The following is a 26,540-nucleotide window of genomic DNA, read 5'->3' on the forward strand; positions in this document are numbered from 1 at the left end:
CCTTCCTCCCACTCCCCGCTTATCCCCTCCGCCTCTCCCTGCCCGCGGCGGCGGATTCTTGATCAGCGCCACTTCCCTTGATACAAAAGGTCCCATGACAGCGGACGGAAGAAAGGCTCTATCACCATGACCGTGAACGCCGCTCTTTTACGCACCGAGGCATTCCAGCAGGACGGATTCGCGCCCACCGGAACACTCCTGTCCCCCGATGAGGTCGAGATCTATCGCGACATCTACGACAGGCTCCTGAGCGGCGAGATCGAGAGCGGGGACAAGCGCTCCGACCTCGGGTCCCACGTCCCGCGCCGCGACGGCGTCCGTGAGAACATCACCCAGATCATGTGGCCCTCGGCCCTGTACGCCCCTCTGCGGGATCTCCCGCTCCACTCCCGGGCTCTGACTCTGGCGCGTGAGCTGATCGGCGACGATGCCACGCTCGACTTCGACATGATGATCCATAAAGCGCCCGGCGCGGGTGTTCCGACCCCCTGGCACCAGGACGCCGCCTACTGGGTCGACCTGCCGGACGCCCGCGCGGTCTCGATCTGGGTGGCGCTGGACGAGGCGACCCCGGACAACGGCTGCATGTGGTACATCCGGGGCTCCCACCTCCTGCCCCTGCGCCCCCACCGCCCCACCAGCGACGGCCGCAACATCGAATGCGACTGCTCCGAGAACGAGCCGGGCGCGACCGCGGTCCCCCTGTCACCCGGTGAGGCGGTCGCTCACGCCGGCGGCATTCTGCACTACTCCCGGGGCAACACCTCGGGCCGCAACCGGCGTGCCTACATCCTCAATTACCGCCCCGCCGAAATGATCAGGCTGGAGCGGGAAAAGGGAATGGACCACGGCCTTGAGAACAATGAGCGCCAGGTCCGCAACACGACTGCGGAAGAATCTTCCCCCCAGTGAAGATGTGATTCCCTGAAGAAGCCCTGTCCGGGCAGGAATTGACCCCCGGGAAAATTTCTGCCCGGGTTCTCCTCCGGGAACAATTATTTTCACAGGTCACCGGCCGGTCTGTACGACACCCTTTCTTCCGGCCGTCGCACCATTCCCCTCAGGCGTATGTCCCACACCCTGGCGGACCGGCGCGTACGCCCCTTCGGGCCTGCCCTCCGTCAAGGCTGCCGCCGATTCAGGCGGCCCACCATGACCTCTCGGTGACATCTTTGTTTCAGCCATCTGAACCTCCCGCAACTCTCGTGACTCCGGCAGCTCCCGTACACCTCTGCGAGGTATTGGCATGAATTACCAGAACCCCACGCCCGTGACCGGGGGCCCGGTCCGGCTGAGCGGTGCGGTGATGACGCACCCCCGGCGCATCGACGCCGCCCGCCTGCTCGCGGAGACCGACACGGCGGGCCGGATCCGGGTCGTCACGGACCCCCAGCCCGAGGGGCCGCCCACGGCGCTGCGTTCCGCCGCCCTCGCGTGGGACGCGGTGGAACCGGACGCCACGCACCACCTGGTCCTCCAGGACGACGTGGTGCTGGCCGACGGGTTCTTCGCCTACGCCGAACAGGTCGCGGCGGCCGTCCCCCACGAGGCCCTCGCCTTCTACACCGGGTGGGAGGGGCGCACCGGGGCGGCGACCCGGCTGGCCGCGCTGGCCGGCCAGGAGTGGACGTACGCCGTCGAGGAGCACGCGCCGTGCCTCGCGCTGATGCTGCCGGCCGACGTGGCCCGGGGGTACGCGGCCTTCGCGGCCGAGCACGGGTCGGGCTGGCCCTACGACGTGGTGGTGCAGCGCTACCTGAACGCGCTCGGGGTCCCCATCCGGGTCTCGGTGCCCAGCACGGTGGACCACAGCGAGGTGCCCAGCATCGCGGGCAACAGCACCCACGGCTGGCGGCAGGCGGCGCTCTTCACCGACCGGGCCACCGCGCCCACGGCCTACGACTGCGCGCAGTTCGCGGTCGTCCCCTTCTACCAGTACGGCGACGCCCGGTGCGCCTTCCGCCGGGGCGCGGACGCGCAGTGGGAGTACATCGAGACGGAGCGGTACCTGCGGCGGCTCGGGCTGGCCGAGTCGTGCCGGGCCTCGTTCGTGGCGGCCGGGCCGTCGCCGCTGCCCGAGCGGGTGGCGCGGGCGGTGTGGGAGACGGGGTTCGCGATGGGCGTCGTCGTGGCCTCCGTCACGGCCGAGCCGCCGTCGGCGGAGGCGGCGCGCGCCGTGATGGACACGCTCGGCCCCGGCGGTCTGTGCGAGGAGTACACCGCCGGGGAACTGGGCGCGCTGATCCCGCCCGTGCGGGAGCTGGCCCTGGCCGCGTTCGCCCGGGGACGGGTGGCCGAGCGGGCCGCCGCCGGGACGGCGGCCCGGCCCGAGGTGGCCGTCACCGGGGGTGCGGGCGGCTTCGGCCGCCAGCTCGCGGGACTGCTGGGCGACGCGGGGCACCACGCCGCGCACCTGCCGGAGCCGTCCGGCGCCGAGCACCTCGACGGCGCCGCGTACGTGGTGCACGTGGGCGTCCCCGGCGCCGGGCCGGGGCCGCTGGCGCAGGTGCTGGCCGCCGCGGAGAAGGCGCGGGTGGAGCGGCTGGTCTACGTCGGTTCCGCGCGGGTCTACCGGGGCAGCGACGAGCCGGACGTGACGGAGGCGTCGCCGACGGGACCGCCCGCCGACCCGGAGGCCCTGGCGTGGTGGCTCGAAGAGGAACGGTGCCGCCGCTGGAGCGAGGAGAGCGGCATCGCGGTGCAGGTGCTGCGGCCGGCCGAGCCGGTGGGTCCGGGCGTCTTCACCGAGGGCACGGCCGCGCGGTGGATGCACCGGGTGTGGACGCGCCACCCCCTGCTGCTGGACCGTGGCCGCCGCCACCAGGTGGTGGACCACCGGGACCTGGCGGACGCGGTCGTCGCCGTGCTGTCCGCGCCGCCGCACCGGCCGGTGTTCAACGTCGCCTCCGCGCTCTACACGGAGGAGGAGCTGGCCGAGCTGGTCGCGCTCATCGCGCGCCGCACGGCCTGGGAGGAACTGCCCGGGCCCGGCGTCCGGCAGGGGGTCATGGAGACCGCGCTGATCGGGACCGAGCTGGGCTGGCAGCCGTCGGCGCCGCTGCACGAGGGCCTGCGGGCCCTGGCGCAGTGGCTGGCCTGTGACACCCACGACGCGATCACCGGTCTTCCGCAGACGGGCAGCGATGTCTGATCAGGCTCTGGCGCGCCCCGACGCCCCCGAGGGCGGTCTGTTCTCCCGGGAGTACGGGGCCGCCACCTCCACCTTCGCCGCGGTGATGTTCCTGACCGGGTTCGCCGCGCTGGCCGTGGTGCCCACCCTGCCGACGGCGGCCCGGGACCTGGACGGTGTGTCCCTGTTCCCGCTGGTGGCGGGCTGTTTCGTCTCGGCGAGCCTGCTGGGCGGGGTGCTGGGCGGTCACTGGGCGGACCGGTCCGGGGCCCGCAAGCCGCTGGCGGCGGGCATGGTGCTGACCGTGATCACCCTGCTGGTGTCGGCTTCCAGCACCTCCATCTGGCAGCTCGCGGCCGGGCGTTTCCTGGACGGGCTGGCGGCCGGAATGGTCACGGTGTGCATCAACACCGCCATCGGTCAGACCTACCCGGACCGGCTGCGGCCCCGCGCGCTGGCCCTGATGAGCACCTCCTGGGTCATCCCGTCGCTGACGGGCCCCCCGCTGGCCGGGCTGGTGACCGAGTGGTGGTCCTGGCGGGCGGTCTTCTACGGCCTGGCCGCCCTGACCCTGATACCGGCGGTCGCCCTGGTCATCGTGTTGCGGGGGCGCCCCACCCCGGGAGCCGCCGCCGGGCCCCGGGACGAGCACCCGCAGCGCCCGGCCCTGCTGATCGCGGCGACGGTGTCCCTGGGCGCCGCCCTGGGGCAGTACGGGGTGTCGGGCTGGGACCTGCGCCACCTGGTCTTCGCGGTGGGAGGCATGCTCCTCCTCTTCGTCTTCGCGCCGCGGCTGCTGCCCAAGGGCACCTGGCGGGCCGTACGGGGGCTGCCGGCCACGGTGCTGCTGCGCGGCCTGGGCTCCGGGGTGTTCTTCACCCTGGAAGCGCTCATCCCCCTGATGCTGATCACCGAGCGGGACGTGTCCGCGGTGGTGATCGGCGTGATCTTCACGGGCGCCGCCGTGCTGTGGGCGGGCGCCTCCTGGGTGCAGGGGCGGGTACTGGAGCACTGGCCCCGCCACCGGCTGGTCTCCGTCGGCGCGCTGGTCATGGTGGCGGCCGTCGCCCTCGCCGTGGCCGGGACGTTCCCCGGGGTGCCGGTGCTCACCGCCGCCGCGGGCATGCTCCTGGCGGCCGTCGGCATGGGTCTGCTCGACCCCTCGCTCACCGTGCTGTCGCTCGCGCACAGCGCGCCCGGCCGGCAGGGCCACGCCAGCAGCGCCATGCAGACCAACCAGAACCTCGGCCAGATCGCGGTCCTGGGGCTCGGCGCCGCCGTGCTCAACGTCTGCCTGGCGATCGGCGCCTCCGACCTGACCGGGTACGGGGCCGCCTTCGGGCTGCTGCTCGTACCGACCTTCCTGGCCTTCCTGCTCGCCGGGCGCGCCCGCAGCGCGTGAACGGCCGCAGCACACCACAACCTTCCCCACCCGAACCAGAAGCAGAACCAGAACCAGAAAGGGACCATCGTGCGCACTGACCTGGTCGTCATAGGCCTGGGGTACGTCGGACTGCCGCTCGCGCTGGAGGCGTGCCGGTCCGGGCTGGCCGTCGTGGGCCTGGACCGCGACGCGAGGACGGTGGCGCGCCTGAACGACGGCGCGTCCCACATCGACGACGTCGACGACGCCGCCGTCGCCGGCATGGTGACGGCGGGTTTCACCGCCACGACCGACGAGCGGGTGATCGCGGACGCCGCCGCGGTGGTGGTGTGCGTACCCACCCCGCTCTCCTCCCACGGCGGTCCCGACCTGGCCATGGTCGAGGACGCCTGCGCGGTGATCGGCCGCAACCTGCGCCCCGGGACGCTGGTGGTCCTGGAGTCGACCACCTACCCGGGCACCACCGACGAGGTGGTCCGCCCGATCCTGGAGCGCTCGGGCCTGACCGCCGGAACCGACTTCCACCTGGCCTTCTCCCCGGAGCGCGTCGACCCGGGCAACCGGGACTACGGCATCAGGAACACCCCGAAGGTCGTCGGCGGCTACACCCCCGAGTGCACGGCCACCGCCGCCGGCTTCTACGGCAAGTTCGTCGACAACGTCGTGCGGGCCGCCGGTACCCGCGAGGCCGAGATGGCCAAGCTCATCGAGAACACCTACCGGCACGTCAACATCGCCCTGGTCAACGAGATGGCCATCTTCTCCCACGAGCTCGGGATCGACCTGTGGGACGCCATCGCCTGCGCCTCCACCAAGCCGTTCGGCTTCCAGGCGTTCCGCCCGGGGCCGGGCGTCGGCGGTCACTGCATCCCCATCGACCCCAACTACCTGGCCCACAAGGTCCGCACCCTGGGCTACCCGTTCCGGATGGTGGAACTCGCCCAGGAGATCAACACGCGGATGCCCCGGTACGTGGTCGAGCGGGCGCAGCAACTCCTCGACCGGGCCGGCAAGACCCTCGGCGGGGCCCGGGTGCTGCTGCTGGGCGTCACGTACAAGGCCGACATCGCCGACCAGCGCGAGACGTCCGCCCGGCACGTGGTGAGCCGGCTGCGCGCCCTGGGCGCCCAGGTGACGTACCACGACCCGTACGTGCCGTCCTGGGAGGTCGACGGGGTCCCGGTGGCCGCCGCCGAGGAGGGGCTGACCCAGGCCCTGGAGGGGGCCGACCTGGTGATCCTGCTCCAGCGGCACCGGGCCTACGACGTGGAGGAGATCGGGCGCCACGCCCCGCTGCTGCTCGACACGCGCGGGTCCGCCGCCCCGCAGGCCCACGTCGAACGCCTGTAGTACCGGTCACCGGACGGACAGAGAGAGGCGACATGACACCACCGGTCGTACAGGCCGCCCACTACGGGCTGGGCAGCATCTTCCCCGTCGTCGTCCTCGACGACCGCCCCCGCTGGCACAGCCCGGCGGCGGGCGCCCTGCCCGAACCCGCCCCGGAGCCGGAGGAGTTGCTCGTGGTCCGCTGGACGGGCCTCGACTCCGGTCTCCCGGCCGCCCCGGAGCTGCTGGAGCGGGCGGCCCGGCGGGCGCCGGGCGATGTCACCCGGGGTCTGCTCGCCCGGTTCCGGGACGGCCTGCCCTCCTCGCTGCTCGTGACCACCCTTCCCGCCACCGCGCTGCTCGGCCCCTGGGCCGAGCGGCCCGGCGGCTCCTCCCCGTCCTCCCCTTAGGAGCAATTGCATGTGCGGTATCGCCGGCTGGGTCGACTTCTCCCGCGACCTGAGGCACCACCAGGACATCGCGCAGGCGATGACGGACACGATGGCCCGGCGCGGCCCCGACGCCGAAGGGCTCTGGCTGTCGGCGCACGCCGCGCTGGGACACCGGCGGCTGTCCGTCATCGACCTCGAAGGCGGCTGCCAGCCCATGGCGTCCGAGGACGGCTCCACGCCGCCCGCCGCCCTGACCTACAGCGGTGAGACCTACAACTTCCAGGAGCTGCGCACCCGGCTCCGCTCCCTGGGACACTCCTTCCGGACCAGGAGCGACACCGAGGTCGTCCTGCGGGCCTACCTGGAGTGGGGGCCCGAGCTGGTCACCCGCCTGGAGGGCATCTACGCGTTCGCCGTCTGGGACACGCGCCGGGAGGAACTCCTCCTGGTCCGTGACCGCATGGGCGTGAAGCCCCTGTACTACGCGCCGACCCCGGCCGGGGTCCTCTTCGGCTCCGAGCCGAAGGCGATCCTCGCCCACCCGGAGTTCCAGGCCGTCCTGGACGCCGACGGGCTCCGCGACATCCTCTCGGTCGCCAAGACGCCCGGACGCGCGATCTTCCGCGGCATACGGGAGGTCCCGCCCGGCTGCACCGTCCGCGTGACCCGGTCGGGCGCCGTCGAACAGCGGTACTGGGGGCTGCGGGTCCAGGAGCACACCGACACCCTCGAACAGACCATCAGCACCGTCCGTGACATGCTCGAATCCGTGGTCGGCCAGCAGATGGTGTCCGACGTCCCGCTCTGCACGCTGCTCTCGGGGGGCCTGGACTCCAGTTCCCTCACCGCGCTCGCGGCCCAGGTGTCCCGGAGCCAGGGGCTGGGCCGCATCCGCTCCTGCTCGGTCACCGACAGCGACCCCCGCCACGGGAGCGACCCGTCCGGCGAGCCCCTCAACGAGGACCACATCTACGCACGGCTGGTCGCGGAGCACGTCGGCTCGGACCACAGCGAACTGCCCCTGCACGCCCCCGACCTGCTCGACCCGGCGCTGCGGTCCTCCGTGCTGGCCGCCTACGACCTGCCCCTCGCCAAGGGCGACGAGCACGCCTCGCTGCACCAGCTCTTCGGCATCGTCCGGCAGCACTCCACCGTCGCCCTCTCCGGGGAGTGCGGCGACGAGGTCTTCGGCGGCTACCGCTGGCAGCGCGACCCCGACGCGGTCTTCTCCCCCACCTTCCCCTGGGTGCACGAGGGCCGCCACAACTACCAGGGCAACGAGGTCATCTTCGCCCCCGACCTGCTGGGCAAGCTCGACCTGGCCGCGTACGAACGCGACTGCCACAGTTCCGCGGTCGCGGAGATCTCGGCGGGCGAGCACCTGGACGACCCGGCCGAGGCGCGCTACCGGGAGGTCACCTATCTGGCGCTCACCCGTCACGCGCAGGTGCTCTTCGACCGCAAGGACCGGATGAGCATGGCGTGCGGACTGGAGGTCCGGGTCCCGTTCGCCGACCACCGGCTGGTCGAGTACACCTTCAACGTGCCCTGGGCGATGAAGAGCTTCGACGGCCGGGAGAAGAGCCTGCTGCGCGCGGCCATGCGGCCCCTGCTCCCGGAGGCGGTGGCCCAGCGGATCAAGACCCCGTACCCCTCCATCCGGGACAGCGCCTACAACCGCGTCCTCCGCGAGCGGCTCGCGGACGTCGTCCGTACGGGGGAGAGCCCGCTCGCCCCGCTCTTCTCGGCCGGGCTCAAGCAGGCGGTGGCGAAGACCGGCGCCGCGGCCCTGGAGGACGGCATGAGCCGCGCGGCCCTGGAGACCACGCTCCAACTGGACGACTGGCTCCGGACGTACGGGGTCCAGATCGCCCTCTGACCCGACGCGAAACCGGGAAACCGGGAAACCGGGAAACCGGGAAACCGGGGAGTCCGCAGGCCCGGCGGACCGGGTCCGGGGTCCGAGGTCCGGGGGGACCCCGGACCCCGGCTCATCGCCGCCCGGCCCCCTCGGGGGTTCCGGGTGGCAGATGGTCGGCCAGGGCGAAGGGGCTGCCGTCGGCGTTGACGACTCCGGTGAAGTCCCCGCGGGCGATCCGGTCTCCCGCCGCGTCGGACGCCGCCGCGACCTCCGGCGGGGTCGCCCACCGGACGAGCGTCGGGCAGAGGTCGTGGCCCGGGGTGTGGGGGACCTCGACGTCGAACGCCCGGCGTCGTTCTTCGTCCAGGCCGGCGCGGATCGCCCCGATCGTCGCCGGCCTGCGCACCCGTCCGGCGCCCGTGGTCATCCCCCACGTCGGGGGTGCGGCACGGCCGGTCCCGTCCTCCCCCGCCTCCGTGACCTCCGTGACCTCCATGACCTCCGCGAAGTCGACCGGCACACCGTCCTCGTCGCGAACGAGGCCGTCCAGGTTCCCCCGCTCGACCCGCTCGGGCATGCCCTCACGTGCCAGCAGCCCGGGGGGAAGGGCCCAGCGGAGCAGCACCCGGTCCAGGTGATTGCCCACGGTCCGTTCCACCTCGGCGTCGAACTCCGTGCGGCGCGCCCCGGCGAGCCCCTCCCGTACGCCCGCGATCGTCGCGGGAACCTCCAGCCGCACCCCGTCGGCCTCGACGGCCCACACACCGGCCGCCCCTCGCACCTCGCGCACCCGTTTCCTCCACAGCCCGGACCGACCCCGTTCGACGACCCCGAGTATCCCCGGCAGCACCCCTGCCCCAGGCCCGGCGGCCGGGGCGGGCGGGGCGGCCGGGGCGGGCGGGGCGGGCGGTGTCGGAGTCACGGTGTTCAATGGACGGTATGACGATCCGGCCGGCCCGCGCGAACATCGACCCCGTCTCCGCCGAGGCGCCGGTCCCCGACACCGAGCGGGTGATCCGGGACGAGGACTGGTACGGGCAGGACCTGTCGGGCCGCACGTACACCCGCTACACCTTCCTCGACACGGACTGGACCGAAGCCGTGAGCGAAGGGGCGGTCTTCGACGAGTGCACCTTCTCCGGTGTGCGCTTCAACGCCTCCCGGCACACCGGCGCGGCGTTCACCAACTGCACCTTCCGCCGCTGCACCTTCTTCGACACCCGCTTCACCGAATGCAAGTTCGTCGGAAGCCTGTTCCAGCAGTCGGCCTTCACCCTCTTCGAGGTGACCGGGGGCGACTGGTCCTTCGTCGGGCTGCCCGGCGCCGACCTGCGCAAGGCCACGTTCGACGGGGTACGGATGCGGGAGGCCGACCTCACCGCCGCGCGGCTGGAGCAGGCGAGCGTGACGGGTACAGACCTGTCCGGGGCGATGCTCCACGGCTCCCGGCTCGCCGGCGCCGACCTGCGCGGCAGCGACCTGTCCTCGCTGGACCCGCTGACCGTGGAACTGGCCGGGGCCACCATCAGCTTGCAACAGGCCGCGGTGATCGCCACCTCTCTCGGCCTGAACGTGGAGTAGGACCGCCGGCCGGACCGGCCCGGTCGGCCCGGTCGGCCCGGTCGGGCGCCATCGGCCGTTCGTCGCGGTGCGTGGCCGGGTGAGTCGGTAGGGTGACGGGGCGCCGCACCGGGCGGACGGACGTACGCCGTGCGACGCGGGATCATCGTCTGCAGAAGGGCTCTGGACCATGCCTGCCGAACTCTCCGACAAACTGAAGTCCCTCCTGGACGACCGGCCCGTCTTCGCGACGGTCGCGACCGTCCAGCCCGACGGCAGCCCCCAGCTGTCGGTCGTCTGGGTCACGCGGGACGGCGACGACCTGCTGTTCTCCACGACCGTGGGCCGCAGGAAGGAGTTGAACCTGCGCCGTGACCCGCGTGTCTCCGTGATCATCAACCCGTCCGACGCGCCGTACACCTACGCCGAGGTCCGCGGCACCGCCGACCTCACCACCGAGGGCGGCCAGGAGCTGATCGACGTACTGTCCCGGAAGTACACCGGCAAGGACTACGCCGACTTCAACCCCGCCTCCAAGGACGACGCCGACCGCGTCGTCGTCCGCGTGACCCCGCGCAAGGTCGTCGGCGCCCTCTGACGGCCGGACCCGGGGACGGGCGACCGGGGACGGGGACGGGCGGGGCCCGGGACGCGCATCGCCGCCCGCCGGGCCGCGCGCCCGGGGCCCCGCTCCCGTCACACCTGTGATTCGGCCAGCAACCGCAGCGCCAGTGCTTTGAGCCGGGGGTCGGCGTTCGCGGCGTTGCCGGAGTCGAACGGGGGGTGCGGGTCGTACTCGATGGCCGGCTGGATCGCCTTCGCCGTGGTGTCTCCGGCGACCAGGGAGGCCAGGTACAGGGCCATGTCCAGGCCCGCCGAGACCCCCGCCGCCGTGACGATCTTCCCGGAGTGCACGTAGCGCTGGGGCAGGTAGGTCACGCCGAACGTGGCCTGGAGATAGTCGGCGGAGGCCCAGTACGTCGTCGCCCGCCGCCCCTTCAGCAGCCCGGCGGCGGCGAGCACGTAGGTACCGGTGCAGACGGAGGCGACGCGCCGGCTGCGCCCGGCCAGCCGCCGGACCTGTGCCAGTAACCGCTCGTCCGCGGCCGCGCACGCGTACCCGGCCCCGCCCACGACGATCAGCGTGTCCAGCCGTCCGGTCACCGCCTCCAGCGCCCGCCCGGCCCCGAGCACGATCCCGGCCGAACTGCGGGCGGCCCGGCGGCCGAGGGTGGCCAGCTCTATGGAGTAAGGAGGCGCCGCACCGTAGCGGTTGGCGATGTCCAGAGCACCGCTGGGGCAGGCGATGTCGAGGATCTGCGCGTCGTCGTACGCCACGATGAGGATGCGCCGCTGGTTGTCCATGGGACCGATACCACCACGCGACGCGAAGACGCTCACCTCCTTCGAGGTACGCACCCCTTCTTCTCCTTGGCCGGGCCTCGTGCCCGGTTCCGTTGTCAGTGCCCGTTGTCAGTGCCCGTTGTCAGTGCCCGCTGCGAGGATGGCCGCATGACACCTTCTCTCCTCACCGACATCGAGCGGGCCCTGCGGGACAGTTGGGACGCCGACACCTGTACACCGGAGTTCCGGCCGTACTGGACCCCCGCCAACCCGGCCCGGGACCAGTGCGGTGTGACGGCCATGGTCCTCAACGACCTGCTGGGCGGTGAACTGCTCAGGGGGGAGGTCCTGGTGAACGGCGAGCGCACGGGAGGGATTACGGCCGGTAGAGGGTGATCGAGTTGATCGGCGTCAGATCGGCGTAGACGCCGCGGTCCTGGGCGATGCGTCCGCCGCAGCCCCTGCCGTTGGTGCCGGTGCACAGGCTCGCCGTCGCACCGCCGGTCTGGTTGTTGAGGACCCAGTGCCTGCCGTGCTGGTTGCTCAGGTTGTGGGCCCCGTAGGTCCGGAAGATCAGGCTCGGCTTGACGGCGGGGTTCTGGTTCTGCGGGTAGACGCAGACCGCCCCGTCCGGACACCCTGCCCAGTCGGCCGGCCTGGCCGCGGCCGGGCCGCCGAGCGCCATCACGGCTGCCGCCACGGTCACGAACGCGGCGGCGCCACGGATCATGTTGCGCATGTTCTCCCCCTTGCGGGTCTTGCGTGGTGCTGACGCACTCAGCGTCCCGCCGGGCATGCGCCCCGGTCGACGGGTTTCCCGTTGCCCGTCCGCCACCCGTCCGGGAAACCACCACCGACCGGCCCGGACCCGCCGACACGGTCAACGCCCGGGCCCCGCACACCGGCTCGGCCGGCCTCGCGTCCTACTGGGCGATCGGCGAGACCGCGGTGCAGCCACTGGCGGCGGCCAGGCCCTGGCCCGACTGCTCCGCGATGACCTTGCCCTTGTAGATGATCTTGCAGGTGACCTCGGCGGAGCCGCTCGCGTCGACCGCGCTCGGGAAGACCGTGGGAGGCATGATCCCCCGCAGGGTGACGGTCTTCGACCACGGCACGGTCGGCTTGTCGACGGTCTCCATCTTCGGGTCCAGGGCGGTGCCGCCGCCCGCCGAGAACTTGATGGAGTCGATGCTCTTGCCGGTCACCTCGTACGTGACCTCGTACTGCTCGTTCACCGCGCTGTCGACCTTGTCGACGGTCTCCTTCTTCGCGGCCTCGGTGACCTCGGAGCATCCGGTGAGGCCGAACACGAGGCCGGCGGCGGCGATGGCGGTCATGGTGGTCATGGCGTTGGTACGGATGGGAACTACCCCCAGGGATCACGGCAACAGAACCCGCCTATGATCGTAAAGGGCTGGTAAAGAGTCAAGCGGGGCGGCGGGCGGCGCGACCGGCGCGGTCACCAGGCGGTGAGGTCGACGAGCCGGGAGCAGTGCGGGTCCGCGGCGTCCACCGTCATCCGCGCCTTCTCCGTGATCAGCGACGGCAGGGCCGCGACCAGGGCGGTGACGGCGCCGGACGGCCGCACGTCGGCGGCGGTCACCCCGGGCACCTCCTCGGCGTCCAGGTAGAGACGCAGCCGGTCCGGCGAGAGGAAGAGGAAGCCCCGCAGGAGGGGCCGCGGACATTCCCCGGTGACCGGCTGCGCGAAACCGCGCAGGAGGTTCGGGGCGTCACCCTCCCGCGTGAGCACGACGGGTACGCCGGGTGGTGCGGGTACGACGGGTGGTGCGGGCACGACGCGCGCGACGGGGGCCACGGCCGCGGGGTCCACGTGAACCAGTGTCATGCCCATCACGGAACCGACGCGGTCGCTGGGGTAGATGTGGGTGCCGGTGTTCACCGTGCGCAGGATGCCGATGACGTCGTACGCCGTGACCACTTCGCCGTCGGCCCGGAGGGGGATCTCGTAGGAGACCAGTTGTCGCGGCGTACGGGCGTCCTTGAGGCCGACGGCGATACGGACGGCCGCGGCGGCCCGGGGCGGCGGGAGGACTCCCCGGATGTACTCGGTACCGGTCCGGGCGCCGATGCCGGTGCTGGTGCCCGAGGCGGCGCCGCCTCCGGGCCCGGCGCCCGTATCCGTGACGGCGTCGGCCCGGCCGAGGGGCGCGTGGACATGGGGGAGCAGCAGGCGGGTGATGTCCGCCTGCCACCCGGCGGTCTCTTCGGCCATGGGGGTCACGCGTCGATCCGTTCCGGACATCTGTTCGCACCCTTGCGGCGTGCGGTGACGCCGTCGGTCTCCGGGCCGCGGCCCGCGTCGACTCCGCCTGCGCGGAGGGGCCGGGGAAGGCGGGCCGCGCCGTCGGCGCCGTCGGCCGCCGCAGACACCACCCGCACCGTGAGCATCTTCATCGCGGCAACATGCCACACGAACGCACCCCTTTGACCAGGTCTTGGGTGTTTTTACGTCCTGTGGGTGATGTGCCCCCGACCTGGGCCTCCGCCCTTCACCCCCACGCCCGCCCCACGCCCGCCCCACGCCCACCCCCCACACCCACCCCCCACACCCACCGCTCACCCCCGCCGAGGGCAGCCCTGGACATCATGGTCAGCCTGGGCAACTACCCATAAATACATAGTAGTTGGCCCATCTGCGACGGTAGATTCCAGAGCCCGTCCTCACGACCATTCAGATGGTGAGGTAGGCAGATGTCCGATATCCACACAGGTTCGGAGAAGGTGGCAGCGGCAGGGAACCGGGGGCTCCTCTTCCGGGGGAGCGACATCGAGGAGCTGCACGATCTGATCAGTACACGGTTCGCGCCGAACCACCTGTCGGTCCTGTCCGGCTGTCAGCTCGACGGCAGTTTCCGGCGCGTCCACGAAGGGGCGATCGCCCTGTACGAGCTGGGGTACGGCGCGGAGGTCGACATCGTGCCCGGGGCGCCGCTGGATTTCTACAACGTCCATGTCCCGCTCGCCGGTGGCGGCGCGGTCACCGTGGACGGGGAGGGGCTCTCCCGCCCGCTCAGCATCGTGGGACCACGGCAGAGGCTGTCGATGCGCTGGAACCAGGAGAGCCTGAACCGGGTCCTGATCATCCCGCGTCAGGTGATCGACCGGTCCCTCGCCACCCGGCTCGGGGACGTCCCGCGGCGCCCGCTCGCCTTCGTCCCCGTCCTGGACGAACAGGCGGGTCCGGTACGGGCCTGGCTGAACGTGGTGCGGCACTTCGCCGAGTTCGCCGACTCCGGCCTCGCCGCCCGTTCCCCCCTGGCGACGGGCCACTTCGAACAGCTCGTCGTGGACGGGCTGCTGGACGTGCAGCCCCACATGCTCAGCGACACCGTGGCGGGCCACGGCCCCGCCGCGCTGCCGGGTGCGATCCGCAGGGCCATGGTCTACTGCGCCGAACACGCCCACGAACCCGTCTCGGTGGCCGACATGGCGCGGGCCGCGCGGGTGAGCGTACGGAGCCTGCGGGAGGGGTTCCGCAAGCACCTGGCCACCAGCCCGCTGGCGTACCTGCGGCGCACCCGGCTGGATCTGGCCCGCCGTGACCTCCTCGCCGTCGCCGACGGGCGGGGGTCGGAGACCGTCACCGACGTGGCCCTGCGCTGGGGCTTCACCCACCTGGGCCGGTTCACCGGCCACTACCGCCACGCCTACGGGGAGACCCCCTCCCGGACCCTGCGCCACACCCGCTGAGCCGGCAGCCACCGAGGCCGTTGCGGCGGGCCGGTACGCCGGGTGTCCGTTGTCCGGAAACGTGTCCGTGCGCCGCCGGAAGTGGATAGCCGTACGCACCGCGCCACAGCAATGCTGGAGTTCTGCCGGACCGGTACCCGACGAGGGTGCGGAACCGGCGGGACCGCAGGGTGGAAGAGACGGGGGTTTCTCCTGCGGCGGTACGGGTCCTGCCCATGCCCATGCCCACGCCCATGCCCACGCCCATGCCCATGCCCGGCACCCGGTCCGCACCGCAACGGCTCGGCGTGGCGTGCCTCCGGGCCTGTGCGTCACCACGACAACGGCACACAACAGCACGACAACAGCACGACCGCAGCACGACAACGGGAGGAACTCTTCACATGCGACTCAAGCGCACACTCACGATCGGCGTCTCCGCCTTCGCCCTGTCCCTGGCCACGGTGCCGGTGTCGGCGATGGCGACGGCACAGACGCAGGCACAGACGCAGACGCAGACGCAGACACAGACGCAGACGCAGACACAGACGCAGACAGTCGGGCAGGAGGACAGGGTGTCCACCGGCGCCCCGTCGTCGCTCATGTCCCAGTTGTCGAAGGGGGATGCGACAGGGAACGGGGCTTCCGCCCTGAACCTCCAGGCCGCACCCACCAGCGTGCTCATCGTCAACCAGAGCGGTAAGTGTCTGGAGATCCAGAACTCGTCCACCGCCAACGGCGCACAGGCCCAGCAGTGGTCCTGCAACGGCCAGGCGGGCTCCAAGTGGGAGCTGTTCAGCGCGGGTGGCGGCTCCTACTACATCGTCAATCCCCGGAGCGGCAAGTGTCTGGAGATCCGGAACTCGTCCACCGCCAACGGCGCACGCGCCCAGCAGTGGTCCTGCAACGGCCAGGCGGGCTCCAAGTGGGACCTGTACAACGCGGGTGGCGGCTACCTCCACATCGTCAACGCCAGGAGCGGCAAGTGCCTGGAGATCCAGAACTCCTCCAACGCCAACGGCGCGAACGCCCAGCAGTGGTCCTGCAACGGCCAGGACGGGGCGAAGTGGTACTGAGCCGCTCACCCGGCCGCGGCAGGCACCGAGTGTGAGCCCTGAGATGTGAGGTACGGGCCTGGGCCCGGGTCGTCAGCCGACGGCCCGGGCCCAGGTGGTGACGGCCGCCGTGTCGGCGGGGCGCGGCGGGGCGTCGTAGAGCTGGGCGGCGCCGTCCTCGGGGCGGGACGCCGGGTTGGTGGCCCAGACGTAGGTCTGCCCGACGGTGTACTTCACGCTCTCGCCGTCGGCGCTCTGGGTGATGAGGAGTTCCCCGGCCGCGGCGCCCTTGAGGACCTGTTCCACGCGGACGCGGTAGGTGTCCGAGGGCAGGTCCTCGACGGTGCGCCGGCCGGTGTCCGCGAGGACGGTGCCGGTGAAGACCGCCGTCGCGTCCGGGGCGACCAGCTCCGGGTCGGTGGTGTCGTAGGCGTAGACCGACTCCGCGACGGTGTTCGCGTCGCGGTACCCGGACCAGCCGGCCCAGCCGCCCGCGGTCAGGGCCAGCGCGGCGCTCGCGGCGAGGCCGACGACGATCAGCTTCTTCATGGTCATCCCCACAGCCGGTGGTAGAACGCGCGGTCGTTGTCGGTGACCACGTCGATGCCGTACGCGGCGGCCTCGCCGTTGTCGGCCCACATGATCGAGGAGAGGGTGGCGCTGTCCTTGTGGCAGAAGCCCAGGGCGTGGCCGAGTTCGTGGGTGGCAACGCGGCGCCGGTGGGCGGTCGTTCCCCGGGTGCCCCTGCCGTCCAGGTAGAAGGTGTTCATGGTGATGGTGTCGGTGCCCGGCCGGCCGGACCACCGCGCGAGGGTGTTCTTCCAGTCGCCCGCGCTGCTGCGGGTGTCCTTCCACTCCAGGTCCGCGATCTCGGAGGCGGTGTCGGCACGGAACCTCACCTTCTTGAGGTCGCCACTGGTCCACTGCGCGACCGCGTACGTGCGGGCATCGTCGAACACGGTCTCGTCCTCCCAGGCGATCACAGAGGCGTCGACGGAGGATCTGCCCCGCGAGTCCTGCCCGGAGGGCACGCAGGCAGCGGGTGGCGCAGCCCGCGCGAGGGCGCGCGCGGGCTGCGGAAGGGTCAACAGCACCACGGCGGCGGTCGCCGCCGCCAGTCCGGTCGAGGAGATCGCCACCCGTCCAGGCTACCGCGTGCATCCAGATGGATGCGGAACGTGACAAAGGGGACCCGGAACGGGACCCGAATCCGCTCTCCTGACCGCGCCGGACGGGCCCGGGACCCCGGCACCCCGACCGACCCCGGGCGCGGGTACGAGTACGGGTGCGGGCGCGGGGCAGGCCCCTCCCGGGTGAATCCGGAGCCTTCCCCGCCCCACAGGCCACCGCGCCCTCCCATACTGGCCGCCGCCGGCCCCGCACCGGGGCCGGCGGACCGAGAAGGGGATCGGATGTTGCGTACCGTCATCGACGGCGAGTGGGTGACCCTGCCGGGCACACTGGCCGAGATCCGCGCGGGCCTGGCCCCGGAAGAACTGCCCGTGTTCGAGGAGGAGATCGAGACGGCCGCGCTGGAGGACCTGCCGCGCGTCGCCGCCAGGTGGGCGCTGCCCGCCGGAGCCCGGGAAGCCGATGACGAGCTGTTCGCCCGGCTCTCCGCGGGAGATTGCACCGGGGTCGTGGACAGCGACGGCCACCCGGTGGGGGCCACCCCGTGAGCCGCTGCGCCGTGGCCCACGCCCCGGCCGCCGCCACCGCGCGCAGCGCCATGCCCGCCGGCCTGCGCCGGCGTTTCGACATCGGAAGGGTGAAGCGCGCCGAGACCCCGTACGGTGCGGGCTCCACCCCCACCCCAACCCCCGCGAGCCCTTCCGGGTGCGGTAAGTGAGTGGGAGGATGCGGAGCGTGATGTCACAGAAACCCAGGACTGCCCGCCGGATCGCATCGGGTGTGGGGCGCCGGACCTTTCTCACGCAGGCGGGGGCCGTGGCGACGACCTTCGCCGTCGGGGTGCCCGCCTACGCCACGGACGCGGCCCGGGACGCCGCCACCGCCGACGAGTACGTCGACGTACAACTCCTCAGCATCACCGACCTCCACGGCTACCTCCAGGCCGCCCCCGGCGGGCACTCCGCCATCTACGGCAACGGTGGTCGCCGTTACACCGTCGGGGGCGTCGCCTACCTGGCCGCGCACCTCGAACGGCTGCGCGACGGGCGCCGCAACTCGTTCTTCTTCGCCCCCGGTGACCTCTTCGCGGGGTGGGAGTTCGACGCCAGCGCCTTCGCCGACGAGCCGACCATCGAGGCGCTCAACCGCATGGGGCTGGACTTCGCCACGGCGGGCAACCACGAGTTCGACAAGTCGCCGGACATGATCCGGCGCCACATGGAGCAGGGCGTCCCCTTCCCCGTCGCGGGGCGGGACACCTCCTTCACCGATTCCTCGGGGCGCCGCTTCGCCGGGGCCGACTTCCGCTACTACAGCGCCAACACCGTCTGGGCCGGGTCGGACCGGACCGTCCTGCCGCCGTACAACATCGAGTGGGTGACCACCCGGGACGGGCGGCGGCTGCCGATCGGGTTCATCCACCTCACCGCCCTCGGTTTCGAGTCCTTCCCCGGTTCCTTCCAGCCGGGCCTGTCCACCCTGGACGAGGTCGCCACCGCCGACCGGTACGCGGCGCTGCTCAAGGGGCGCGGGGTCCACGCGATCGTCCTCAGCATGCACGACGGGGCCGTCGCGGGCGCCGACTTCAACAGCGGCTCCGACCCCTCGGGGCCCGCGCTCGACCTGGCGCTGCGGGTCTCCCCCGACATCGACGTGATCGTCACCGGCCACTGGCACACCCGGTTCAACATGATGCTCCCCGACCCCGACGGCGTGCCCCGCCCCTTCGTCGAGGCGGGCTGCTACGGGCAGCTCCTCAACGAGATCAACCTGCGGCTCGACCCGCGCACCGGCAGGGTGGTCCGCGAGCTGACCGTCTCCACCAACCACGCCAACACCCGGGACGTCGCCCCCCATCCGGGGCTCGCGGAGGTCGCCCGGTACTGGGCGGGGCAGGCGGCCGGACGCGAACGCAGCCGGATCGGGCGGCAGACCGGGTCCTTCCTGCGGACCCGCAACGGGGCGGGCGAGAGCACCATGGGTGACCTGGTCGCCGACTGGGCGCTGTGGGCGGGCCGGCGGCCGTCGGACCCGGCCGACAACGGCAACATCCACCCGAACGTCCCGGCGGAACTCTCGGTGATCGCGGTCGCGCCCCGCGTCGGGCAGACGGTCATCGCGGGCGATCTGGTCCACGACGCCTCCTCGGACGGGGCGGTGACCTTCGGTCAGGCGTGGCGGGCGGTGGGGTTCGGCGATCCGGTCGTCGGCGCCTGGGTCACCGGGGAGCAGATCCACCAGGCCCTCGAACAGCAGTGGAGCCTGGGCCCCTCGGGGGAGCTGCGGTTCGCGCCGCTGGCCGTCTCGCACAACGTGCGGTACAGCTTCGACGCGCGGGGCCCGGTCGGCGACCGGGTCGCCCCGGCGGACGTCCTCGTCGACGGCAGGCCGCTGAACCTCGGCCGCCGGTACCGGCTGGCGGCGCCCTCGTACACCTTCCTCGCCTCGGACGGTTATCCCGCGCTCAGCCGCTTCGGAGAGCCCTACCGGCACCAGCGGGACTTCGAGAGCTTCGTCGCGTTCGTCCGTGACCGGAAGGTGCTCTCCCCGCTGCCCCGGGACCGTGTCACGGTCAGGAACGCCGCCCCGGAGGGCTCGGGCGCGGTCGTGGACCCGCCCGTGCACCTGCTGCCCGGGGACGTGCCGGTGCCGCGCCCCGAGGCGGCGATGCTCAGCGCGGGAGGCCCGGCGGGCGCCCGACGGACGGCGGGCGGGTTCCGGCCGCCCTGCTGAGCCGGGCACGGGAACCCGGCCGCGCCACCCTGCTGAGCCGGGTCTCCCGTACCCCTTCTCCCCGGGGGTCGGCGACCCCCGGGGTCCCGCCCGGGACGTCCCGCCCGTCCGGCAGGGTCCGGCCGTCCACGGCTCCCGGGTCGGAGTGACGGTGAGCCGACGCGCGCACGCCGCCGACGGGTGCCGCGAGCAGCACGAGGAACTCGACGTCTCCTTCTTCCCGCTCGGCTTCGCCCCGGACCGGCCGGAACCGCCGTTCCCGGGGCCCCTGCACCTCGTGTACCCGACGGGCCGGGGCGCCCCGCTCACCTGGGCCGTCCATGGCCCGTCCGCCGACCGGACGGTCAAGGGCACCCTGCCCGGCACCTCGTCGGGACACCCCGCCGCGCTCGCGGGGAGCACGGCTTCGGCGGTGCGCTGGGCGTCGCGGGCCCAGGTTCACCCCCGCGTTCGCGGGGAGCACCAGGAACTGACCTGCAGCGTCACGTGGGTGGTAGTGCGTTTTTACTTGCTTTCGCCAATTTGGACATAGCGGACCTTTAATCTCGTTTGTCTGGCGCCGCCGGGCAGATGCGCGGAACCACGCCATAGCCATGGAGCACATTCGCTGGGGACGGGACCTGCGGAAGACCCTGCCGCCCCGTGCCCCGGCCCAGTCCTCGGCGAACCGTACAAACGGTGGCGGCCTCAGACGCACGCGCCGTGCCCCCGCGCGATACCCAACCACGCGGGGGCATGCACAGTCGTGACCAGGCCGGAACCAGCGGAAGGCCAGACGGGCGGCGGACAGGTGGACGGACGCGGCCACCCACCCGGCCGGGCAGACCGTCAGCGACACGCACGGGAAGCGAAAGGGTGGAGAGAAAGCCGGAGGGAGGAGAAGGAGAGCCGTGGAAAGAAACCTCCCTCGTCCGGACACGGTCTAGACCTGCTGCCAGTGGGCCCGGGGCCCCTCCGTTCCGACCTCCAACCGCAGGCGTTCGTACAGCCCGGACAGAGGAAGACCGGCGTACGCGTCGGGCACGTCGATCTGGGTGAACTCCCGGCCCTCCTGGGCAAGGGGGCGCACCCCTACACCGCCCTCGCTGTCGACATCCGCGAGGGCAACGATCTTCCCGTCCCGCTCGTAGACCACATGAACCCGCATCAGACTCTCCCTTGTTGCTCTACTGATCCACGCTGACGGCGCTCAGGATGAAATCCGCGTCCCCGTTCTGGGCCCGGAGCAAGAGGTTCCATCCCACATGGGGCTGTGCGTTGATATCCCAGGCCACCAGCTCCTCCAGAATCTCGATGTACGTGAAGGGACTGCCGAACCCGGTCTGGCCCGCAGCCCAGCGGTTCCAGCTACGTGGCTGGGGGTCGCCGCTGGTGTAGTAGAAACCGAGCCAGGTCTGCTGTCCGGCCGCGAGGAAGATCCGGCCCGTGTAGCGGTGCTGCACGCTTGCCATGAACGTCACCCTTCGTCTGCGTCACCCCCTTCCTGCCCCTTCCGCCGGGCGGCAAATGCGGGCGGAAGCCGCTTTCATGCGGATGACGGAGCGCACTCCGGCGCATGTCCGGCCCACGTACCCACCCCGTACCCACACCCCACACCCACTGGGGTACGACCGCGCCACGGCCAAGGACCGGATCTGCCCGGGTGCCGCCCACCGAACCCGGACCGAGTACCCGGACGAAGACCTTGCCGGACCGTCACTCCTCCTCTGTTCCTCTGCCTTCCGGCAGTTCCACGATCACCAGCGTGCCCGTGCTTCCGGGGCGGACGGCGTGCACGGTTCGCGCGGGCACCATGAACAGTTCGCCCTGCCGCACCGGTATCTCCACACCGTCGACCGTGAGTTCCAGTCGTCCGTCGAGCACGAGCAACGCCTCGGCGGCGGCGTGACTCTCCTCTTCCACCGGCATCTCGTCCATGCGCAGCACTTTCACCCGGGCCTCTCCTACCCGACCCAGCTCACGGGAGTTCCACGCCTCCGCCAGACCGGCCGCAGTCCCCATCAGATCGGTCACACTCATGCCACACCCCTCCCAACGGACGTGCCCAGCCATCTGGGACACGCCCGCGCTCCAAGATCAACGAATGCACTGGAACCTAGCGGCCCGGCGACGGCACATGGTCGACCGTTCGGCAAAGCCTGTCCCGGACCCACTCCGGGCCTGCCGCCCTCACCCGTGCTCTACGTTTGCCCCCTTGCCCGGCGCACGGTCCGAACGAGGCGGCAACCTGGCGGACAAGCTCCCTCAGGTGACCCACGTACGGTGCCGCCTTGGCGACCGGTCGACATGGGACGGCTCGTCCGTGGAACGGGGATGACACATGTCGACTCTCCGCCAACTCACGCTTTATCGTTCTGAGTTACTTCGGCAGATGGCGCCCCAGAACCGACACCAGGAGGGTTTCCCCACCCTGGCCCCCTCACCACGGTGTCGATACGGAAGGCAGAGACGGACCCGCCGCTACTCGAAGACACAGCCCGCCGGCATGAACGGACTTCCCGCTCGGCATACATCACCAGGAAGAACGACGCGGCCATCGGGACCGAAGCCGAGACCGGATGAACGCCCCGGGCCCCGTGCTGAACGGATGAATCGAACAGCACTCCCCTCCCTCCGACCCGAACCTCAGAAGAGAGCCTGACCCTTTCCGAACGGTTTCCGCCCCAGCACCCCGCACTCCGTGGCTAAGGTGTTGACTCGGCAACCACATCAGCACCGCTCAACAAAAGAGAGTTACATCCGTTATGCCCGGATCGGCGCAAGTAAGTAAAAACACCGCACCCTCTTCATAACACTGCAGGTCAGCCTCTGTGGTCCCCGCGCATGCGGGGATGTTCCGGACGCACAGATGCAGGCTGGGGGTGCAGGATCGTGGTCCCCGCGCATGCGGGGATGTTCCGCTGCCCGAAGTACGGCGAGGCGGGGTTACGGGGTGGTCCCCGCGCATGCGGGGATGTTCCCAGGGCCGCCATCTCCCCTGCGTGAGGTTGTGGTCCCCGCGCATGCGAAGAGTCGGGACGGCGGCGGGGTGGGGGTGGGCAGGGGCTGGTCGAGGGGGTTGAGCGTCAGCCAGTCGGTGAGGGGGCGGCGCCCGGGTCCTCGTCGCAGTGGAGCCGCCTGGCGCGCCCACCGGTTCCTCAGGGGCCTTGGGTGGGGCGGGGGACGGTGCTACGGTCGCCCGCGTAGGGGGTCTGGTCCGGGCCCGGCGGCGTTCTGGCGCAGCGGCCAGTGGTTGAGGACGTCGAGCTGCTGGAGGGTGGGGTCCGGCGCGTCCGGTTCGCCGGTGGGGGTGCCGGGGAAGGTGGCCCGGTAGCGGCGCAGTTGTTCGGTGGTGAACGGGGAGCCGGTGTCGAGCCAGGTGTCGTCGTTGCCGTCGAACTTCCCAAGGTCGGAGTAGGTATGAGTGAGGTACGCCAGGTATGAGCGAGGCACGGCGGAGCGGTTCGGGTGCGGTGGGAGGGGAGGCCGGTACCGGGTCCGGGGAGCGGCGGCTGTGGAAGGTGGAGCTGGCCGTCATGGCCACGGAGGCGGAGTGCGATGCGCTCACGGACCGCTTCGTCGAGGTCCTGTGCCCGGACCCCGATCATGAGGGGGACTGTGAGATCCCCTGGGCCATGCACTCCACGGACGGGGCGTCCCTCTCCGCGAAGAAGCGCCGGGCCATGCTGCGGGCGATCGAGGACACCAACCCGTCCTGACCGGAGAGCCGTTGGCCGCCGGTCCGGCCCCGGGGGGTGGGCCGGACCGGCGGCTGTGGCTGCGAACGGGCGGTGCGGGGGCGCGGGGGGGGTGACCGTACGCCGTCACGCGTGATCGGGGGTGAGGGGTACCGTCCTCACGCCTCGTCGGGTGTGGCGGGGCGGAGTGCCTCCTGGATGAGCTGGACGGGGTGCCAGGCGTCGCGCTGGGTGCCGTGGAAGATCTGCTGGCGGCAGGAGACCCCGGTGGCGACCACGACCGTCCGCTCCGGTTCCGCCTCGATCGCGGGGAACAGCCGGTCCGCGCCGACCTGCATGGACACCTCGTAGTGCTCGGCCTCGAAGCCGAAGGAACCGGCCATTCCGCAGCAGCCCGCGTCCAGTTCGACGACCTCGGCGCCCGGGATGCGGCGCAGCAGGGCCATCGTCGCCGCCGTACCCACCTCGGCCTTCTGGTGGCAGTGGCCGTGGAAGAGCAGGCGGCGCCCGCTCAGCCAGGAGTCCTCGCGCAGGAGCAAGGTGCCGTCGTCGATGGCCTCGGTGAGCAGTTCCTCGATCTGGCGGACCCGGCCGGCGATGTCCTGCTGGGCGCTGTCGTTGGGCAGCAGGGCCTTGTGCTCGTCGCGCAGGGTCATCAGGCAGGAGGGTTCGCAGCCGACGACGGGCGAGCCGGGCGGGGTGGTCTCCGCGAGGAGGTGGACCAGTTTGAACGCCTTCTCGTTGGCGTCGTCGAGCAGCCCCTTGGAGAGGCTGGAGCGGCCGCAGCAGCCCCGGCTCTCCAGCCGTACGTCCCAGCCCGCCTGTTCCAGCAGCTCGATGGCGGCCCGGCCGATCTCCGGTTCGGTGTACGTGGTGAAGGAGTCGGCCAGGTAGGTCACGGCGCCGCGCGGCGCCGCCGTGCCGGTGGGCGGGCGGCGGCGGTACCAGCGGACGAGGTTGCGGTGGACGAAGCGGGGCAGGGGCCGCCGGGAGGTGATGCCGAGGAGGCGTTCCATGGGCCCGCGCAGCAGCCCGACACGGACGGGGAGGTTGGAGAGCGGGGCGGTCGCCGAGCCGAGCCGGTTGAGGAACCGGATCGAGCCGAAGATCCGTGAGCGCAGCGGGACTCCGTGCAGGTCGTGGTGGTGGGAGAGGGCCTCGGCCTTGAGCGAGGCCATGTCGACGCCGAGGGGGCACTCGCTCTTGCACGCCTTGCACATCAGGCAGAGGTCGAGGACCTCGTGGAGCCCCTCCTCGCCGAGCGCGGCCTTGGGGTCGGGTTCGGAGAGGGCCTTGACCAGGGCGCCCGCCCGGCCCCGGGTGGAGTCCCGTTCGTCCTTGGTCGCCATGTAGGAGGGGCACATGGTGCCCGCCCCCTCCTTGCGGCACAGGCCGATGTTCATGCAGCGGTCGGCGGCGCCGCGCATGCCGCCGACGACCTCGAAGTCGAGGCGGGTGCGCAGCGGGACGGCCGGGGTCAGGGCCGCGTCGCGCAGGTGCTCGGTCATGGCCGGGGCGTCGACGATCTTGCCCGGGTTCATCCGGTTGTCGGGGTCGAAGATCCGCTTGACCTGGCGCATCGCCTCGTACAGTTCGTCGCCGAACAGTTCGCGGTTGAACTCGCTGCGCGCCAGGCCGTCGCCGTGCTCGCTGGAGTTGACGCCGCCGTACTCGGTGACGAGGTCCTTGATCTCCTCGGCGACGGCCCGCATGGTCTGCTGCTGGGTGGGGTCGGTGAGGTCGAGGAAGGGCCGGATGTGCAGGCAGCCGACGGAGCAGTGTCCGTAGAAGCCCGCCTTGAGTCCGTGGCGGTCCAGGACCTCCTTGAACCGGCGGGTGTAGGCGGGCAGGTGGACCGGGTCGACGGCGGTGTCCTCGACGAAGGCCAGGGGGCGTTTGGTGCCTTCGCTGGCCGCCATGAGCAGGCCGAGGCTGGCTTTGCGCACCTTCATCAGGGCGCCCTGTTCGCCGGGGGTGACGGCCCGGAGGGTGTGGTAGCCGTGGCCGTGGCGCTGCCAGAGCCGGATCAGCCGGTCGAGCCGGGCGAGGAGTTCGCCCTCGTCGTCGCCGCTGAAGGAGACGAAGAGGAGCGCGTCGGGGTCGCCCTGGAGGATGCCGGAGAGCGGGGCGTACTCGATCTTCTGGCGGGAGAGGTCCAGGATCGTCCGGTCCATCAGCTCGACGGCGGCCGGGTCGCAGGCGAGGGCGTCCTCGGTGGCCTCGATGGCTGCGGCGACGGAGGTGAAGTGGCCGACGGCGATGACCGTGCGGGAGGGCTTGGGCACGAGGCCCACGAGGGCGCGGGTGGTGACGGCGAGGGTGCCTTCGGAGCCGACGAGGAAGGTGGCGAGGTCGAAGGGCTCGTCCTCGCGGGCCAGCCGGTCGAGCCGGTAGCCGCCGGCCCGGCGCCAGAAGCGCGGGAATCCCTTGGCGATGGCTTCGCGGTGGGCGCGGACCAGCTCGGGGAGCTGGGCGTGGATGCGGCCTTCGAGGGTGGGGAGCGCGGCCCGGCGCAGCCGTTCGGTCTCGTCCACGGGGCCGAAGCGGGTGAGGCTCGCGTCGGAGAGGACCACGTCCAGGGCGCGGACGTGGTCGATGGTCATGCCGTAGCGCAGGGAGCCGCTGCCCGCCGAGTTGTTGCCGATCATGCCGCCGATGGTGGCGCGGTTGCTGGTGGAGGTGTCGGGGCCGAACATCAGGCCGTGGGGGGCGGCGTCGCGGTTGAGCTGGTCCTGGACGACGCCGGGTTCGACCAGTGCGGTGCGCGCGTCCGGGTCGAGTTCGAGGACGCGGTTCATGTGGAGGGAGAAGTCCAGGACCAGGCCGGGGCCGATGGTCTGTCCGGCGAGGCTGGTGCCGGCGCCGCGCGGGACGATCGGGACGCCGTGCTCGGCGGCGGCGGCCACCGTGGCGCGGACGTCGTCGGGGTGGCGGGGGAAGACGACGCCGAGCGGGGTGATCGCGTACATGCTGGCGTCGCGGGAGTAGAGGTGGCGGGTGTAGTCGTCGCAGCGGATCTCGCCGTCGAGTTCACGGCGCAGCCGTTGTTCGAGGTCGCGGCGGACGCTGTCGTCGGAGGTGGCGGGGGTGCCGTCGCTGGTCGTGGTCATGTGCTGCGGGCTCCAGAGGCCGGGCGGGAACGTCGGGAGGAGTCGGGGCGGGGGGAAGGGAGAGGGAGGGAGCGCGGGTGCGGGGTGGGCTCCGGGGCCCGGACCCGGGCGGTGGCTGAGGGTCCGGGCGGTGGGGTGACG

Annotated in this window: 27 protein-coding genes, 1 pseudogene and 1 CRISPR repeat array; of the genes and pseudogenes, 15 read left to right on the forward strand and 13 right to left on the reverse strand. The window is 71.9% G+C overall.

Features of this window, described 5'->3' with window-relative positions:
* Positions 1-126 precede the first annotated feature (126 nt).
* From ACIA5F_RS11055 to asnB, 6 genes are all read left to right on the forward strand, one after another.
* Positions 127-912, forward strand: a complete 786-nt coding sequence (locus tag ACIA5F_RS11055; RefSeq protein ID WP_399351537.1) for a phytanoyl-CoA dioxygenase family protein — start codon at positions 127-129, stop codon at positions 910-912.
* A 334-nt stretch (positions 913-1,246) separates the two neighbouring features.
* Positions 1,247-3,151 (forward strand): NAD-dependent epimerase/dehydratase family protein, encoded by a 1,905-nt coding sequence (locus ACIA5F_RS11060; RefSeq protein ID WP_399351539.1) that lies wholly within the window; start codon positions 1,247-1,249, stop codon positions 3,149-3,151.
* Positions 3,144-4,532, forward strand: coding sequence for an MFS transporter (locus tag ACIA5F_RS11065; protein ID WP_399351541.1), 1,389 nt, complete (start codon positions 3,144-3,146; stop codon positions 4,530-4,532). Before ACIA5F_RS11060 ends, ACIA5F_RS11065 begins: the two co-directional genes overlap by 8 nt.
* A 69-nt stretch (positions 4,533-4,601) precedes the next feature.
* Entirely contained in the window at positions 4,602-5,864 is a 1,263-nt protein-coding gene (locus ACIA5F_RS11070) for a nucleotide sugar dehydrogenase (RefSeq protein WP_399351543.1), read from the forward strand.
* A 32-nt stretch (positions 5,865-5,896) separates the two neighbouring features.
* Positions 5,897-6,253, forward strand: a complete 357-nt coding sequence (locus tag ACIA5F_RS11075; RefSeq protein WP_399351545.1) for a hypothetical protein — start codon at positions 5,897-5,899, stop codon at positions 6,251-6,253.
* A gap of 10 nt (positions 6,254-6,263) precedes the next feature.
* On the forward strand, positions 6,264-8,114 hold the full coding sequence (gene asnB, locus ACIA5F_RS11080) for an asparagine synthase (glutamine-hydrolyzing) (RefSeq protein ID WP_399351547.1): 1,851 nt from the start codon (positions 6,264-6,266) through the stop codon (positions 8,112-8,114).
* Positions 8,115-8,226: 112 nt separating this feature from the next.
* Here the strand turns inward: asnB and ACIA5F_RS11085 are convergent, their stop codons facing one another.
* A complete protein-coding gene (locus ACIA5F_RS11085; protein WP_399351549.1) occupies positions 8,227-8,886 on the reverse strand; it encodes a hypothetical protein in 660 nt (219 codons plus the stop codon).
* 149 nt (positions 8,887-9,035) lie between these two features.
* On the opposite strand from ACIA5F_RS11085, the gene ACIA5F_RS11090 reads away from it, so the two are divergent.
* The gene (locus ACIA5F_RS11090) at positions 9,036-9,677 is read left to right on the forward strand and encodes a pentapeptide repeat-containing protein (protein ID WP_399351551.1); all 642 of its coding nucleotides are present in this window, start codon (positions 9,036-9,038) and stop codon (positions 9,675-9,677) included.
* A gap of 169 nt (positions 9,678-9,846) precedes the next feature.
* Positions 9,847-10,254, forward strand: a complete 408-nt coding sequence (locus tag ACIA5F_RS11095; protein ID WP_399351553.1) for a PPOX class F420-dependent oxidoreductase — start codon at positions 9,847-9,849, stop codon at positions 10,252-10,254.
* A gap of 98 nt (positions 10,255-10,352) precedes the next feature.
* Here ACIA5F_RS11095 and ACIA5F_RS11100 read toward each other — a convergent pair whose 3' ends face one another.
* Entirely contained in the window at positions 10,353-11,075 is a 723-nt protein-coding gene (locus ACIA5F_RS11100; RefSeq protein ID WP_399351555.1) for a DJ-1/PfpI family protein, read from the reverse strand.
* A 93-nt stretch (positions 11,076-11,168) separates the two neighbouring features.
* Here ACIA5F_RS11100 and ACIA5F_RS11105 point away from each other — a divergent pair.
* Positions 11,169-11,369, forward strand: a pseudogene (locus ACIA5F_RS11105) (hypothetical protein); the annotation flags it as partial.
* 7 nt (positions 11,370-11,376) lie between these two features.
* Here the strand turns inward: ACIA5F_RS11105 and ACIA5F_RS11110 are convergent.
* From ACIA5F_RS11110 to ACIA5F_RS11125, 4 genes are all read right to left on the reverse strand, one after another.
* The gene (locus ACIA5F_RS11110) at positions 11,377-11,739 is read right to left on the reverse strand and encodes a hypothetical protein (RefSeq protein ID WP_399351557.1); all 363 of its coding nucleotides are present in this window, start codon (positions 11,737-11,739) and stop codon (positions 11,377-11,379) included.
* Positions 11,740-11,923: 184 nt separating this feature from the next.
* The gene (locus tag ACIA5F_RS11115) at positions 11,924-12,346 is read right to left on the reverse strand and encodes an MmpS family transport accessory protein (RefSeq protein WP_399351559.1); all 423 of its coding nucleotides are present in this window, start codon (positions 12,344-12,346) and stop codon (positions 11,924-11,926) included.
* A 113-nt stretch (positions 12,347-12,459) separates the two neighbouring features.
* Positions 12,460-13,236 (reverse strand): hypothetical protein, encoded by a 777-nt coding sequence (locus ACIA5F_RS11120; protein WP_399351758.1) that lies wholly within the window; start codon positions 13,234-13,236, stop codon positions 12,460-12,462.
* A gap of 5 nt (positions 13,237-13,241) precedes the next feature.
* Positions 13,242-13,418 (reverse strand): hypothetical protein, encoded by a 177-nt coding sequence (locus ACIA5F_RS11125; protein ID WP_399351561.1) that lies wholly within the window; start codon positions 13,416-13,418, stop codon positions 13,242-13,244.
* A 327-nt stretch (positions 13,419-13,745) separates the two neighbouring features.
* Here ACIA5F_RS11125 and ACIA5F_RS11130 point away from each other — a divergent pair, with 327 nt between their 5' ends.
* Positions 13,746-14,714, forward strand: a complete 969-nt coding sequence (locus tag ACIA5F_RS11130; RefSeq protein WP_399351562.1) for an AraC family transcriptional regulator — start codon at positions 13,746-13,748, stop codon at positions 14,712-14,714.
* Positions 14,715-15,097: 383 nt separating this feature from the next.
* Positions 15,098-15,769 (forward strand): RICIN domain-containing protein, encoded by a 672-nt coding sequence (locus ACIA5F_RS11135; RefSeq protein WP_399351564.1) that lies wholly within the window; start codon positions 15,098-15,100, stop codon positions 15,767-15,769.
* 72 nt (positions 15,770-15,841) lie between these two features.
* Here ACIA5F_RS11135 and ACIA5F_RS11140 read toward each other — a convergent pair whose 3' ends face one another.
* Positions 15,842-16,303, reverse strand: coding sequence for a hypothetical protein (locus ACIA5F_RS11140; protein ID WP_399351566.1), 462 nt, complete (start codon positions 16,301-16,303; stop codon positions 15,842-15,844).
* Positions 16,300-16,887 carry a hypothetical protein gene (locus ACIA5F_RS11145; protein WP_399351568.1) on the reverse strand — a complete coding sequence of 196 codons (588 nt, stop codon included), beginning with the start codon at positions 16,885-16,887 and terminating at the stop codon, positions 16,300-16,302. Before ACIA5F_RS11145 ends, ACIA5F_RS11140 begins: the two co-directional genes overlap by 4 nt.
* A gap of 273 nt (positions 16,888-17,160) precedes the next feature.
* Here ACIA5F_RS11145 and ACIA5F_RS11150 point away from each other — a divergent pair, with 273 nt between their 5' ends.
* From ACIA5F_RS11150 to ACIA5F_RS11160, 3 genes are all read left to right on the forward strand, one after another.
* Positions 17,161-17,427 carry a hypothetical protein gene (locus tag ACIA5F_RS11150; protein WP_399351570.1) on the forward strand — a complete coding sequence of 89 codons (267 nt, stop codon included), beginning with the start codon at positions 17,161-17,163 and terminating at the stop codon, positions 17,425-17,427.
* Between the two features lie 190 nt (positions 17,428-17,617).
* Entirely contained in the window at positions 17,618-19,612 is a 1,995-nt protein-coding gene (locus ACIA5F_RS11155; protein ID WP_399351572.1) for a bifunctional metallophosphatase/5'-nucleotidase, read from the forward strand.
* A gap of 151 nt (positions 19,613-19,763) precedes the next feature.
* Positions 19,764-20,144 (forward strand): hypothetical protein, encoded by a 381-nt coding sequence (locus ACIA5F_RS11160; RefSeq protein WP_399351574.1) that lies wholly within the window; start codon positions 19,764-19,766, stop codon positions 20,142-20,144.
* 390 nt (positions 20,145-20,534) lie between these two features.
* Here ACIA5F_RS11160 and ACIA5F_RS11165 read toward each other — a convergent pair whose 3' ends face one another.
* The 4 genes from ACIA5F_RS11165 to ACIA5F_RS11180 all read right to left on the reverse strand — a co-directional run bounded on the left by ACIA5F_RS11165 (position 20,535) and on the right by ACIA5F_RS11180 (position 23,044).
* Positions 20,535-20,759, reverse strand: coding sequence for a hypothetical protein (locus tag ACIA5F_RS11165; protein WP_399351576.1), 225 nt, complete (start codon positions 20,757-20,759; stop codon positions 20,535-20,537).
* A gap of 19 nt (positions 20,760-20,778) precedes the next feature.
* Positions 20,779-21,063, reverse strand: a complete 285-nt coding sequence (locus ACIA5F_RS11170; protein ID WP_399351578.1) for a hypothetical protein — start codon at positions 21,061-21,063, stop codon at positions 20,779-20,781.
* Positions 21,064-21,307: 244 nt separating this feature from the next.
* Positions 21,308-21,631 (reverse strand): cupin domain-containing protein, encoded by a 324-nt coding sequence (locus ACIA5F_RS11175; RefSeq protein WP_399351580.1) that lies wholly within the window; start codon positions 21,629-21,631, stop codon positions 21,308-21,310.
* A gap of 791 nt (positions 21,632-22,422) precedes the next feature.
* A CRISPR array of direct repeats spans positions 22,423-22,629; the repeat unit is 28 nt; unit sequence GTGGTCCCCGCGCATGCGGGGATGTTCC.
* 151 nt (positions 22,630-22,780) lie between these two features.
* Positions 22,781-23,044 (reverse strand): hypothetical protein, encoded by a 264-nt coding sequence (locus ACIA5F_RS11180; protein WP_399351582.1) that lies wholly within the window; start codon positions 23,042-23,044, stop codon positions 22,781-22,783.
* Between ACIA5F_RS11180 and ACIA5F_RS11185 the strand changes: the two genes are divergently transcribed.
* On the forward strand, positions 23,032-23,310 hold the full coding sequence (locus tag ACIA5F_RS11185) for a hypothetical protein (protein WP_399351584.1): 279 nt from the start codon (positions 23,032-23,034) through the stop codon (positions 23,308-23,310). The two genes, ACIA5F_RS11180 and ACIA5F_RS11185, sit on opposite strands and share 13 nt — an antisense overlap.
* Before the next feature lie 137 nt (positions 23,311-23,447).
* Here ACIA5F_RS11185 and ACIA5F_RS11190 read toward each other — a convergent pair whose 3' ends face one another.
* On the reverse strand, positions 23,448-26,399 hold the full coding sequence (locus ACIA5F_RS11190; protein ID WP_399351586.1) for an FAD-binding and (Fe-S)-binding domain-containing protein: 2,952 nt from the start codon (positions 26,397-26,399) through the stop codon (positions 23,448-23,450).
* Positions 26,400-26,540 lie beyond the last annotated feature (141 nt).

Origin of the sequence: Streptomyces sp. NPDC051567, assembly GCF_044454165.1 — a bacterium.
Taxonomy (GTDB): domain Bacteria; phylum Actinomycetota; class Actinomycetes; order Streptomycetales; family Streptomycetaceae; genus Streptomyces.

What these genes read in the sequence shown, in the direction of transcription:
- ACIA5F_RS11125 (WP_399351561.1), bottom strand. Translation starts at nt 13,418, where the DNA reads ATGAAGATGCTCACGGTGCGGGTGGTGTCTGCGGCGGCCGACGGCGCC.
- asnB (WP_399351547.1), top strand. Translation starts at nt 6,264, where the DNA reads ATGTGCGGTATCGCCGGCTGGGTCGACTTCTCCCGCGACCTGAGGCAC.
- ACIA5F_RS11150 (WP_399351570.1), top strand. Translation starts at nt 17,161, where the DNA reads ATGTTGCGTACCGTCATCGACGGCGAGTGGGTGACCCTGCCGGGCACA.
- ACIA5F_RS11165 (WP_399351576.1), bottom strand. Translation starts at nt 20,759, where the DNA reads ATGCGGGTTCATGTGGTCTACGAGCGGGACGGGAAGATCGTTGCCCTC.
- ACIA5F_RS11120 (WP_399351758.1), bottom strand. Translation starts at nt 13,236, where the DNA reads ATGGCCGAAGAGACCGCCGGGTGGCAGGCGGACATCACCCGCCTGCTG.
- ACIA5F_RS11185 (WP_399351584.1), top strand. Translation starts at nt 23,032, where the DNA reads ATGAGCGAGGCACGGCGGAGCGGTTCGGGTGCGGTGGGAGGGGAGGCC.
- ACIA5F_RS11060 (WP_399351539.1), top strand. Translation starts at nt 1,247, where the DNA reads ATGAATTACCAGAACCCCACGCCCGTGACCGGGGGCCCGGTCCGGCTG.
- ACIA5F_RS11190 (WP_399351586.1), bottom strand. Translation starts at nt 26,399, where the DNA reads ATGACCACGACCAGCGACGGCACCCCCGCCACCTCCGACGACAGCGTC.
- ACIA5F_RS11095 (WP_399351553.1), top strand. Translation starts at nt 9,847, where the DNA reads ATGCCTGCCGAACTCTCCGACAAACTGAAGTCCCTCCTGGACGACCGG.
- ACIA5F_RS11055 (WP_399351537.1), top strand. Translation starts at nt 127, where the DNA reads ATGACCGTGAACGCCGCTCTTTTACGCACCGAGGCATTCCAGCAGGAC.
- ACIA5F_RS11175 (WP_399351580.1), bottom strand. Translation starts at nt 21,631, where the DNA reads ATGAGTGTGACCGATCTGATGGGGACTGCGGCCGGTCTGGCGGAGGCG.
- ACIA5F_RS11090 (WP_399351551.1), top strand. Translation starts at nt 9,036, where the DNA reads ATGACGATCCGGCCGGCCCGCGCGAACATCGACCCCGTCTCCGCCGAG.
- ACIA5F_RS11135 (WP_399351564.1), top strand. Translation starts at nt 15,098, where the DNA reads ATGCGACTCAAGCGCACACTCACGATCGGCGTCTCCGCCTTCGCCCTG.
- ACIA5F_RS11115 (WP_399351559.1), bottom strand. Translation starts at nt 12,346, where the DNA reads ATGACCACCATGACCGCCATCGCCGCCGCCGGCCTCGTGTTCGGCCTC.
- ACIA5F_RS11155 (WP_399351572.1), top strand. Translation starts at nt 17,618, where the DNA reads ATGTCACAGAAACCCAGGACTGCCCGCCGGATCGCATCGGGTGTGGGG.
- ACIA5F_RS11170 (WP_399351578.1), bottom strand. Translation starts at nt 21,063, where the DNA reads ATGGCAAGCGTGCAGCACCGCTACACGGGCCGGATCTTCCTCGCGGCC.
- ACIA5F_RS11065 (WP_399351541.1), top strand. Translation starts at nt 3,144, where the DNA reads ATGTCTGATCAGGCTCTGGCGCGCCCCGACGCCCCCGAGGGCGGTCTG.
- ACIA5F_RS11140 (WP_399351566.1), bottom strand. Translation starts at nt 16,303, where the DNA reads ATGACCATGAAGAAGCTGATCGTCGTCGGCCTCGCCGCGAGCGCCGCG.
- ACIA5F_RS11075 (WP_399351545.1), top strand. Translation starts at nt 5,897, where the DNA reads ATGACACCACCGGTCGTACAGGCCGCCCACTACGGGCTGGGCAGCATC.
- ACIA5F_RS11110 (WP_399351557.1), bottom strand. Translation starts at nt 11,739, where the DNA reads ATGCGCAACATGATCCGTGGCGCCGCCGCGTTCGTGACCGTGGCGGCA.